Raw genomic sequence first — 11,290 nt, forward strand, 5'->3', positions numbered from 1 at the left:
TTACAATTGAATAACGTAACTTGTAACAGTCTGTTAATCATTTAATTTTTAATATGGAACTATTGGGTATTTCAATAACCGAGTGGGTCGGGTATTTGGCTTCAGCTTTTTTATTACTGTCTTTTACAATGAAAGATGTTATAAAACTTAGAATTATAAATTCTGTAGGGTGTGCTTTGTTTGTTATTTATGGTTTTATGTTGCAGACCTCTTGGCCAATAATTATTACTAATGGTGCTATTTTGATTATTAATTTCTACTATTTGTTGTTGAAGAAAAATTAGTATTTTCGTTTTTCAAATCTAAAAACTAGCCTATTTTTTCAGTTGTTAAATACACGCCTCAGCATCAAGAACTTTGGAACGATTTTGCTTTCAAGGCTAAAAATGCAACATTTTTGTTTCGGCGTGATTTTATGGATTACCATAGCGACAGGTTTGAGGACCACTCGTTATTGGTTTTCAAAAACGATAAAGTTATAGCATTGCTTCCTGCAAATTACAACGGCCAAACGTTGTATTCTCATCAAGGCTTAACTTATGGCGGCCTTATAATCCAGCGCACATTAAAATTTCAGGATATTTTAGAGGCCTTCAAAATGGTGTTACAGTTTTTAAATCGCCTAAACATCGGTACGTTGGTAATTAAGCAAATGCCTTCTATTTATACCAGTGTGGCGAGCGATGAATTGTTGTACACCATGTTTTTATTACAAGCCCAATTGTATAGACGCGATATGCTTTCTGTGGTTAATTTACAAGTCCCAATACAATTTTCGAAAGATAGAATAGCGGGGTGTAAACGTGCCATAAAGCATCATTTAGAGATTAAGGAAACCAATGAATTTGAAGCGTTTTGGAATGATATTTTAATCCCGAATCTACAAGAAAAACATAAAACTGAACCAGTACATACTTTACAGGAAATTAAAATGTTGAAAGCAAGGTTTCCTAATCAAATTCGTCAGTTTAATGTGTATTACAATGGAGACATTGTAGCGGGCACCACCATTTTTGATTGTAAACACGTAGCGCATTCTCAGTATATTTCGGCTAATGCTTCAAAAAATACTTTGGGGAGTCTAGATGCATTGCATCAATATTTAATTAGCAAGGTGTTTAAGGATAAGCAATATTTCGACTTCGGAATTTCTAACGAGAATAATGGAAAACAGTTAAATAAAGGCTTGTTGTATTGGAAAGAAGGTTTTGGTGCCAACGCCGTGGCTCAAGATTTTTATAAGGTAGAAACTCAAAATTATAAATTGTTAGATGATGTTTGGGTATGATTAAGTTTTTAGACTTACATAAAATTAACGACCGTTATCGTAACGATTTCGAAACTGTTTTTAAGGAGTTTCTTAATTCGGGACATTATATCTTAGGGCAAGGGGTTAGCCAATTCGAGCATGCATTTGCAAACTATTGCGGCACAACCTATAGCATAGGTGTTGGTACTGGCTTAGATGCCATAAGCTTAATTTTTAAAGGGTATGTCGCCTTAGGTAAATTACAAATTGGTGATGAGATTTTAGTGCCTGCAAATACTTTTATTGCTAGTGTGTTGGGCATTTTACAGGCAGGTTTAAAACCTGTGTTTGTAGAGCCTAATTTAGAAACGTATACTATTACAAATGTCGAGATTGCGAAGCAAAAAACATTAAAAACCAAGGCCATTTTATTGGTGCATTTATACGGACAATTGGTAGACGATGCTACGCTTGCAGATTGTAAAAAAGATTTAATTGTTGTTGAAGATGCAGCCCAGGCACACGGGGCCCAAAATGCTAGTGGTAAACGTGCTGGAAATCTAGGGCATGCCGCAGCTTTTAGTTTTTATCCGAGTAAAAATTTAGGCGCATTGGGTGATGGCGGCGCTGTTTGTACAAACGATTACGATTTAGCCGATACAATTAAACAATTACGCAATTATGGTTCGGTTTCTAAATATGTTAATGTGCGTCAGGGAGTAAATTCGAGACTAGACGATGTTCAGGCGCGGTTTTTAACTGTAAAGCTTAAGGATTTGGATGCCGATAATGACGTTCGTCGAAAAATTGCAAATCGATACCTGACAGAGTTAAAAAATAGTAAAATAATATTACCTTTATGCTCAGATTTGAGAGCGCATGCTTTTCATCTTTTTGTGGTTCGGGTAGCACACAGAAACGATTTTGTAGAGTACGCAAAAAAGCATCAAATCGAAACTTTAATCCATTACCCAATCCCTCCACATAAGCAAGAAGCTTTAAAGGTGTATAACCATTTAAAGTTTCCGATAACAGAGCATATTCACGACACGGTGGTGAGTTTGCCTATAAGCCCCGTTATGGATGAACATGACGTGGATAGAGTACTAACAGTTTTAAATGCCTATTAATTGAAAAAATTAATAAACTACATAAATAATAACGTTCTTTTTAAGGTAGCTTCTTTAAATTCGGCTTCGGTAATTACCAGAATTGTGGCTGGATTTTTAACCTCAAAAGCTATTGCAATTTTTATTGGTGCAGAAGGTTTGGCGCTTATCGGGAACTTACGAAACTTAGTAAGTTCTACCCAATCTTTTGCTATTTTAGGTATGTATAATGGGGTGGTAAAATATATTGCTGAATTTAAAAACAACACCTTAGAGCTTACCAAAACCTTGTCGACCTCGTTTTATGTCGGGTTTATTGCTACCATTTTGGTGTCGTTTTTTTGCTATTTTAATGCCGAGTACATTAACGATCTTATTTTTCCAACGTATAACGATTATGCTTATGTAATTCGAGTCATGGCGATTGCCTTGCCTTTTTATTCTATGAATATGTTTGCCTTTTCGATTATGAACGGGTATTCTAAGTACAAAATGTTGCTTATTATAAATATAATTGGGCAGATTTTGGGGGCTTCCATTACATTAATATTAATTTATCAAAACCGTATAGATGGGGCTTTAATTTCTATTGTTATTGCAGAGTCCATCATATTTTTAATCACTTTGGTTGGGGTGGTAAATCAACGTAGTCTTATTCCGTTAATAAAAGCGAGTTATGTCGATTTTGGATATGTTAAAAAGCTGAGTTCTTATTCTATAATGGCTTTGTTTTCGGCCATAGTTTTACCGCTAGTAGCTATTTCAATTAGAACTTATATAATAGATAATATTGGATATAAAGATGCTGGTTTTTGGGAAGCTATGATAAGGATTTCAAAATATTATTTAATGTTTGTAAGCTCATTATTGTCGCTATATATTTTACCGCGATTTTCGGAAATTGATAATGTTAAAGAATTCAGGGCCGAGGTTTTTGGGTTTTATAAAACCATTATTCCAGTATTTGCTTTGGGATTATTGTCTATCTTTTTACTGCGCAGATTTATAGTTGCTATAGTGTTTACATCGGAATTTAAGCCTGTCGAAGATTTGTTTTTGTGGCAACTTTTAGGCGATTTTGTAAAGGTCTTGTCTATAGTCATTTCGTATCAGTTTTTAGCCAAAAAAATGTTCTGGCATTATATAATAACTGAAGCCTTCTCGGTTCTTATTTTATATGTTACCAGTATTTATTTTATCGACTTATACGGTGTTAAAGGTGCTACTATTGCGCACTTTGTAACCTACGTTATGTACTACGGTTTAATTCTGCTTATTTTTAGTTCGTCTCTTTTTGGGGTGCTTCCAGAAGATGAATTATTAGATGACGATTATAAAGATGAAGAAGAAGAATAACGGCTTAGTTAGTTGCCGTATGCCACGTATTTAGATATTGCTTGGCCACTTGAATGTAGTTGTGATGTTGCTCTATAAACAAACGGGCATTTTTAGAAATCGATTCAATTTTACTCGGGTTTAAAATAAGCCATTCTAATTTTTTAACTAAATAATCTACATCTGGCAATGCGTTTATGGCTATGGTATCTTCTCCTAAATTATAAAAATCTAACCATTCTTGCTCGGCACCCGTAAATACCACTTTACCTTTAGCCATGGCTTCTAATGCATTAAAGCCTTGGTCGTAAGCATAAACTTGGTCTAATACAATATGGGCTTTGTTAAACGAAGTGATGTATTGGTTGTATGGTAAATCTGAAACTGCAATAACGTCTACTTTTTTAGGATATTTTTTTACAATTTGGTTTAAGGCGGCTTCAAAAAAATCGTTTCCTTTTTTATAATATTTTGAAGAATTTATCCCATGAAAAATAATTACTCTATCGGTTATTTTTAAAGGGTTGAAGGGTAATATATCAGTATTTATGGGGTTAGGAATCACCCCTAAATATTTAGGATGCCCAAGCAAGGGCAGATGATAATCTAAATCTGAAGCAATAACACCGGTAATGTTTTTAAAAATATATTGATGCAGTTTTTTAAAAGCTTCAGTATTAAATTTTAAAGCGTATAGAAATGCTTTTTCAGGTTCTTTCTTTTCAAAGTAAGGGGTTAAAATTGAGTATTTAAATTTTTTGTCTAACGCATACTTAACACTTGTATAGTCCGTGCCGCAGGACATTAAGTACACTTGTTTGTTGTGTTTAAAAATATACGATAGTAACGTTTGTTCTACTTCGGCAATGGTGTTAAACGTATTTTCGTTAATAAGCTGCACAATATCAAACCCTTTAAGATGTTGTTTTACGCTATTAAATTGCACTTGTATATTTTTCGAAAATAAATCGATTTTAAAGAGTTTGAAAACAATGCGTTTAATCCATTTTGAAATCCCAGATTGATAATTATTATGAAATGGAATATCTACAGGGAAATTCTTAAAATGATCGCCCAATCCTATAATAGTAACTTGATGCCCTAGCTGTTCTAAGCCTTCTTTTAAAGAGTTGTGCAGTCTGCTATATTCTCCTACTAATAAGATTTTCATTTAGTATATTTGAAGCGATTGAAATTAATTTCTAGTGCAAGGTAATAATAAAAAGATTTGTATTGTAGCATCCTCTTTAGGAAAAGGTGGCGCAGAGCGTTCGTCTGCACAGCTTTCTATCATGTTGCATCAGTTGGGGTATAAAGTGTACATTGTTACCGTGCTAAATAAAGTAGATTACGAGTATAAAGGAACCCTTTTTAATTTAGGTGAATTAAAGGACGCTAACGATACTTTTTTTGGACGCTTGGGGCGCTTAAAACAATTTAAAGCGTTTTTGAAAGCACATAATTTTGATGCAATTATTGATGCCAGAACTAGGTTGCAGGCCTACAGAGAATGTATTATTTCTAAATGGATTTATAAAAACGAAACTGTAATTTATGTGCTTCATAATTATAAGTTGAGCAAAACTTTTACGCCTTATAACTGGTTGAATAAATATTTATATCAAAATCAACCTATGGTAACAGTGTCTGAAGCGGCTAAAACACATTTTAAAAAACAGCTTGGTTTAAAACAGGTACGTACGGTTTACAATGCGTTTAATTTTTCTGAAATCGAGCAGGCTTCGGAAGCTTTAACAAAAAAAGACATTGAATTAGAACGCTACATTATTTTTTTTGGACGATTAGACGACTATCATAAAAATGTGAAGCTCTTGCTTTCTGCTTATAAGGCATCGAAATTACCTGAAGCGGGAATACGTTTACTGGTTTTGGGCGATGGCCCCGATTTGGAACTGTTAAAACAATATACAGTTTCCTTAAAAATAGAGCATTCGGTGGTGTTTAAAGGATTTACGGTCAATCCGTACCCTTATGTAAAACACGCTTTGTTTTCTGTTTTAACAAGTCGGTTTGAAGGTTTTCCCATGGTTATTCCAGAGTCTTTAGGTTTGGGTACACCCATGCTTGCTGTAAATTGTAAATCGGGACCAGACGAAGTTATTAAATCTGGATATAATGGTATTTTGGTCGAAAATTTTAATGTTCAGGCAATAAGCAATGCTATGAATAGTTTTATATTTGACGAATTACTGTACCAAACCTGTAAAACGCATGCGCAAGAGAGTGTGCAACGTTTTTCGGTAAAAAATATAACTAACGATTGGAACCAACTTTTAGAACAAATATTGCATCAACCATAAACGATTTACAGCAAGTAGAAATCCCGAAAATTAAAGACACAAGAGGGAATTTAGCGGTAATCGAAAAAGACTGTATTCCGTTTGCAATAAAACGAGTGTATTACCTTTACGATGTGCCAAGCGATGCCTTTCGTGGTGGACATGCGCATAAACAATTATTTCAGTTTTTAATTCCTTTAAGCGGCAGTTTTGAAGTGCGGGTTAAAGATGCTGTTTCCGAGCGTTTAATTACTTTAAATAAACCAGATAAAGGCCTGTTAATTGTACCTGGGATTTGGAGGGAGATAGAAAATTTTTCGTCTGGATCTGTATGTTTGGTATTGGCTTCGGAAGAATTTGACGAATCTGACTACATTCGCGATTACTCAGATTTTTTAGAATTTAAAGGCATGTAGTAAACCTTTTTTCCTTTTAAGGCTTTTAATTGTAAAAGTGCTTTTAAAATCCATTTCGGACTATTTATTAATATGTTTTGCTTTAAGGTTAAACTGGAGCGATCAATTTTAGAATGGTAAAAATTAAAGGCTTGATTGTCGTTTTGCAAGCGGCTCAATAATGCCAGCGAATACCTGTTTTTATCTATAAACGCTTTAACTTCTGGATTGTTTTTTTCTTCTGCATCGTATTTATCGTATTTGGGTTTTGCAGAGAGGTTAAAGGTTGTATTCGATAAACTAGAATCGCTATAGTTGTAGTATACCAATACTTTATTAATGAATACAATTGGAAAATACAGGCCTATACGAATCCACATATCGGTGTCTTCGCCAGATTTTATACTGGTGTTGAAATTTCCAGTTGTAAGTAGAATATCGGTGTTAAATGCAATGCTAGAACTGGTTAAAAGCGAATGTTTTTTACTGTTTTTAAAATAATTTTTGATAGAAATCTTACCGTCTATTTTAAAGTTGTATGGTACAGGTACAAGTTCTGTGTCGTATTTGTGAGCAACAGCCGAAGCAAAAACCTGAGCGTCAGGAAAATTGTTTTTAGCGTTTATAATAGATTCTAAATACGTATTGTGCCAAGTATCGTCGCCATCTAAGAGCGCCACAAAATTCGTATTAGCCTTTGCAATGCCTGTGTTTCTTGCAGCTGCAGCACCTTTGTTCGGTTGCTTTATATAATGAATGCGTGCGTCTGTAAATGTTTTTATAATAGTTTCGCTTTGATCTGTAGATCCGTCGTTAATTATGATTATTTCAAAATCGGAAAACGTTTGATTAAGCACACTTTGTATGGTATCATAAATGTACTGCTGTTTGTTGAAAACTGAAATTATTACTGATATCTGGGGCATTGTGCTAAGCAGTTTTATCGATATAACACATGTACGAAATTCTATACAATTGAAGTAATTTTATAGAAGGTGTCTTACCGAGTAATTGGGTTTTCATGTTGTTTTTGAAAGCTTTGTAAAAGATTGTCAACACATGATTGGTTTTAGAGCGTTTCAAAAAAAGAAATAAACTTAATAGGTTGTTATCGTGCTTTTTTATCTTATCTTGTTTGTAAAGTTTTAGTAATGTTTGCGCTGCCTGCTCTTGTTTTTTTAAAAAAACGGTATTCGGTTCAAGGCCTAAATGATAGACTTCGTTGTTAATATGCAGCAGACTAATATTTTTTTCTTTTAAAGCGCTTCCAAAATAATTGTCATAACCATAAGCATTGTAAGTCATTTTATTATTTATGCTAGTGAAAATAGATTTTTTAATCAGAATATTTGCAGAAACAATACTTTTATAAGGTTTTTTGTTTCTAACGCTGTAATCTACAACTTCTTGACGCTTGCCATATTTCCATCGTAAGCTATGCTCAGGATTTGAGTTTTGGTCTTTGTAGTTAATACCTCCTAATATAGCCTTGTAATTACTTGTAAGATATTTTAAGTAATTCGATATAAAACTTGGTTGACAAGGTAAAACATCGGCATCTAAAAACAATAACCATTCGAATTGCGCACGATTAGATAATTCTTGGCGCGTTTGTGTACGGCCAATATTGGTTTTGTTAATGATGTGTTTTGTGTAAGGAAGCCTTTCTATTGTTGTATTGGTATTAATATACTTCAGGTTAGAGCCGTCTTCCAGACATATAATTTCAAACATAATATTACAGTCGCTAAGTTGCCGATGAACTTCTGTAACCAGAGGAGTAACCGTATAATTATGGATGGGGATTAGTACCGATAGCATATTAGAAAACTAGATTGTAAAAATACATTTTTTAAAGTATTTAATCGTAAAAAGTAGTAAAAGGAATATATTGCAACAATTTTAAAAACAAAGGTATGGTGCCTACAACCCAAGAGATTTCAGAACATATTTACAATCACCTTCTGACCAATCAAACCAAGCTTAAATTGCAATTTTCTGAATCTAAATCTAAAATAGGTTTTTTTTATATTGATAATGTGTTGCCAGAGGATCTTGCTAGATCGTGTTACGATGTTTTTCCTAAACCAGAAGATATGCGCCAACTAAAAAGTATTAGAGAGCATAAACATGTTTCGGCACAAATGAATAAGCACCATGCGTTGTTAGAACATGTTATTTATGCCTTTCAAGATGCTGAAATTTTAAAATTAATAGGAGAGATTTGCGATATTGAACAACTGTTTGCAGACGATTTACTGTACGCAGGAGGTTTATCGTTAATGGGGAAAGACCAATTTTTAAATCCGCATTTAGATAATTCCCACGACGCTAAACGCGATCGGTGGCGTGTGTTAAATTTACTGTATTACGTGTCTCCAGATTGGCATTTGGAAAACGGCGGACATTTAGAACTTTGGCCAGCAGGCCCAAGTAAGCAAGCGATATTGGTAGAGAGTAAGTTTAACCGATTGGTGGTTATGGCTACGCACAATGGCTCTTGGCATTCGGTATCTCCCGTTACAGTTAGCCAGCCCAGATGCTGCATTTCTAATTATTATTTTAGCAGCACGCCTTTACGGGCAACAGATACCTTTCATGTGACTACCTTTAAGGGAAGGTCTGATGATTTTTTTACAAACTTCATTTTAAATGTAGATAGTGCCTTAAGAATGGGGGTGCGTAAAGTGTTTAAAAACGGAGTACGGGAAAATCCGCATATTTATAAAAAAGAAGAAGGGAAAGATGCTTAATTCCTAATGTTATAAGATAAGATTTTTAAGCCTTATGTTTAAATACAAAAATTTTATACTGGTTTGGTTAAGCGTTTACATGTTTGTGGCGATAGGAGGGTGGTTTTGGTCCGACCATAAAGAGATTTTTCCGTTTTTTAGGTGGTCTTTGTATTCTAAAACGCCCAATACGCTCGTGTTGCCTTATGTTTTAGTAACCCAAGTTGGAACAGATAGATTAAGTACTCCTAGAGATATAAGAACACTTTTCGAGGTACACCATGTGCATCCTGTAACGGTAAATTTAAATGTGAATACATTATACCAATCTGTAAAGGAAAATCAGGATTTAAAATCACACGTGTTTTTTAACATGTTACCAAAAGGTAGCGCTTATGTGCTTTGTACCAAAACATTAGATTTGAGCAAAGCTGATTATGCACAACGTGCAACAATAGATACTATAGCTTATATTCGTAATCAGAAATTGATGCCTTTTGAAGACTGATATTAAATCTCATATATTTTGGAAATTTGCTTTTAAAGGTAAATATCCTTTGTTTGAAGCCGAGGAAGGCGAGCTGTACAGCCGAATTATGGCTGTGGTTAAATGGATACCCATATTGTTTTTAGGCTTTCAGTTTTTGCATCTGTTTAACGTATCAGATTTTAGTAAGGCAAATATGGTTTCGTCATTATGGCCTATAGTGCCGTTTCAAGATGTGCCAACCAATATTATGGTTTTGTGCTTACACATTAACATGTTTATTGCATTTGCAAGTTTATGTTTTTATGGACAGTCTTTCTTGCTGAAACTTTATGCTTTTGTCACCTATTTTTTTTATGTGGCTTTTGCACATTCCTTTGGGAAAATAGATCATGTTTTGCATTTACCATTAATGATTTTATTTGGATATCTGTTAATGCCGAGTAAACGTATAGATCAGTACAAGGCCAAAACTATTTTGGTGTTTGCAAGCCTTCAGTTTTTTTTATTGTTTTCTTATACGTTAACGGGACTATGGAAATTGTTTTGGGGAGTTGTGCAATACGTGCAAGGCGAGGTTAGCGTGTTTTCGCCGTTGTCGTTAAGAAATACTCTAGTGTATCAGTTTCATGTAAACACACCAACGTTATTAGGGGAGTGGTTAATAGAGCATTACTATTTGGGTTGGATAGCTTTTTGGATGGTATTGTATTTAGAAGTGTGTTCTGTTTGGGTATTTTTTAAAGCAAATTTGCATAAAATATGGGGTGTTTTACTTATAGCTTTACATTTAGCCATAGCGTTAATTATGGATGTTGTTATGTTTACTGCTCCAATAACATTGGGTGTGTTGTTGCTAATGTCTCCGTTTTATAAGCCAAGCAATGTAAAAACTACACTATTAAGTTTTCCTATAATATCGTTAGTTGGCAGATTTTTTAATAAAGATGAAGTGTAAAAATCCAAGTAGGTGTAAAAGCTAAGTTACACTTTGCGCTGCACGACTTCAAACACCTGGTTATCGTCGCATTTTAGTGTTTTACTAGGGTATTTTAACAGTAAGGCATAATCGTGTGTGGCCATTAAAATAGTATTGCCATTTTTATTAATGTCCTGTAGCACTTTCATAACTTCTATACTAGTTTGCGGATCTAAGTTTCCAGTTGGCTCGTCGGCCAGAATAAGTTCAGGATCGTTTAATAAGGCTCTAGCAATAGCAACACGTTGTTGCTCGCCACCAGAGAGTTCGTGTGGAAATTTAAATCCTTTAGTTTTCATGCCTACCTTATCTAAAACCTCTTCAATACGGGTTTGCATTTCTTTTTTGTCTTTCCAGCCTGTGGCTTTTAAAACAAAAAGTAAGTTCTCGTTGATGTTTCGGTCTATAAGTAGTTTAAAATCTTGAAAAACAACTCCTAATTTTCGTCTTAAAAAAGGGATATCTTTTTCCTTCAATTTGCGCAAATCAAAATCTACTATACTGCCTTGGCCTTGGGTTAACGGCAAGTCGCCATAAAGCGTTTTCATAAAACTACTTTTTCCTGTTCCTGTTTTTCCAATTAAATACACAAAATCACCTTTATTAATTTCTACATTAACATTAGAGAGTACAAGGCTGCTACCTTGAAAAATAGAGGCGTCTTTTAATTCTAAAACAGGTTGCGACATAATTCTGAAAAATGG

At 34.2% G+C, this 11,290-nt stretch carries 12 protein-coding genes; 8 read left to right on the forward strand and 4 right to left on the reverse strand.

Translation table 11 applies throughout. The annotated features are described in order from the left end of the window. Window positions 1-415: 415 nt before the first annotated feature. Genes ACR9EA_RS03750 through ACR9EA_RS03760 form a run of 3 tightly spaced genes read left to right on the forward strand, consistent with a single transcriptional unit; the run spans window position 416 to window position 3,714 of the window. Window positions 416-1,288 (forward strand): GNAT family N-acetyltransferase, encoded by an 873-nt coding sequence (locus ACR9EA_RS03750; protein ID WP_435137729.1) that lies wholly within the window; start codon window positions 416-418, stop codon window positions 1,286-1,288. After that, window positions 1,285-2,379, forward strand: a complete 1,095-nt coding sequence (locus ACR9EA_RS03755) for a DegT/DnrJ/EryC1/StrS family aminotransferase (RefSeq protein WP_435137732.1) — start codon at window positions 1,285-1,287, stop codon at window positions 2,377-2,379. The genes ACR9EA_RS03750 and ACR9EA_RS03755 overlap by 4 nt, the downstream gene beginning before the upstream one ends. After that, the gene (locus ACR9EA_RS03760; protein ID WP_435137735.1) at window positions 2,380-3,714 is read left to right on the forward strand and encodes an O-antigen translocase; all 1,335 of its coding nucleotides are present in this window, start codon (window positions 2,380-2,382) and stop codon (window positions 3,712-3,714) included. A gap of 4 nt (window positions 3,715-3,718) precedes the next feature. Here ACR9EA_RS03760 and ACR9EA_RS03765 read toward each other — a convergent pair whose 3' ends face one another. Next, entirely contained in the window at window positions 3,719-4,864 is a 1,146-nt protein-coding gene (locus ACR9EA_RS03765) for a glycosyltransferase (protein ID WP_435137737.1), read from the reverse strand. Between the two features lie 34 nt (window positions 4,865-4,898). Here ACR9EA_RS03765 and ACR9EA_RS03770 point away from each other — a divergent pair, with 34 nt between their 5' ends. Both ACR9EA_RS03770 and ACR9EA_RS03775 read left to right on the forward strand, forming a co-directional pair. After that, a complete protein-coding gene (locus ACR9EA_RS03770; protein WP_435137740.1) occupies window positions 4,899-6,014 on the forward strand; it encodes a glycosyltransferase in 1,116 nt (371 codons plus the stop codon). After that, window positions 5,975-6,409, forward strand: coding sequence for a sugar 3,4-ketoisomerase (locus ACR9EA_RS03775; RefSeq protein WP_435137742.1), 435 nt, complete (start codon window positions 5,975-5,977; stop codon window positions 6,407-6,409). Before ACR9EA_RS03770 ends, ACR9EA_RS03775 begins: the two co-directional genes overlap by 40 nt. Here ACR9EA_RS03775 and ACR9EA_RS03780 read toward each other — a convergent pair. After that, window positions 6,376-7,314, reverse strand: a complete 939-nt coding sequence (locus ACR9EA_RS03780) for a glycosyltransferase family 2 protein (protein WP_435137744.1) — start codon at window positions 7,312-7,314, stop codon at window positions 6,376-6,378. The two genes, ACR9EA_RS03775 and ACR9EA_RS03780, sit on opposite strands and share 34 nt — an antisense overlap. Before the next feature lie 4 nt (window positions 7,315-7,318). Continuing rightward, window positions 7,319-8,209: a glycosyltransferase gene (locus tag ACR9EA_RS03785; RefSeq protein WP_435137747.1), complete on the reverse strand. Its 891-nt coding sequence runs from the start codon at window positions 8,207-8,209 to the stop codon at window positions 7,319-7,321. A 95-nt stretch (window positions 8,210-8,304) separates the two neighbouring features. Here ACR9EA_RS03785 and ACR9EA_RS03790 point away from each other — a divergent pair, with 95 nt between their 5' ends. Genes ACR9EA_RS03790 through ACR9EA_RS03800 form a run of 3 tightly spaced genes read left to right on the forward strand, consistent with a single transcriptional unit; the run spans window position 8,305 to window position 10,565 of the window. Continuing rightward, on the forward strand, window positions 8,305-9,141 hold the full coding sequence (locus ACR9EA_RS03790; RefSeq protein ID WP_435137750.1) for a 2OG-Fe(II) oxygenase: 837 nt from the start codon (window positions 8,305-8,307) through the stop codon (window positions 9,139-9,141). Between the two features lie 34 nt (window positions 9,142-9,175). Continuing rightward, complete coding sequence (locus ACR9EA_RS03795; RefSeq protein WP_435137753.1) at window positions 9,176-9,628, forward strand: hypothetical protein; 453 nt, start codon at window positions 9,176-9,178, stop codon at window positions 9,626-9,628. Continuing rightward, window positions 9,618-10,565 carry a hypothetical protein gene (locus tag ACR9EA_RS03800; protein WP_435137756.1) on the forward strand — a complete coding sequence of 316 codons (948 nt, stop codon included), beginning with the start codon at window positions 9,618-9,620 and terminating at the stop codon, window positions 10,563-10,565. The genes ACR9EA_RS03795 and ACR9EA_RS03800 overlap by 11 nt, the downstream gene beginning before the upstream one ends. Window positions 10,566-10,591: 26 nt before the next feature. Here ACR9EA_RS03800 and ACR9EA_RS03805 read toward each other — a convergent pair whose 3' ends face one another. Beyond that, on the reverse strand, window positions 10,592-11,275 hold the full coding sequence (locus tag ACR9EA_RS03805; protein WP_435137759.1) for a cell division ATP-binding protein FtsE: 684 nt from the start codon (window positions 11,273-11,275) through the stop codon (window positions 10,592-10,594). Window positions 11,276-11,290 lie beyond the last annotated feature (15 nt).

Origin of the sequence: Formosa sp. A9 (assembly GCF_051200825.1) — a bacterium.
Lineage (GTDB): Bacteria > Bacteroidota > Bacteroidia > Flavobacteriales > Flavobacteriaceae > Formosa.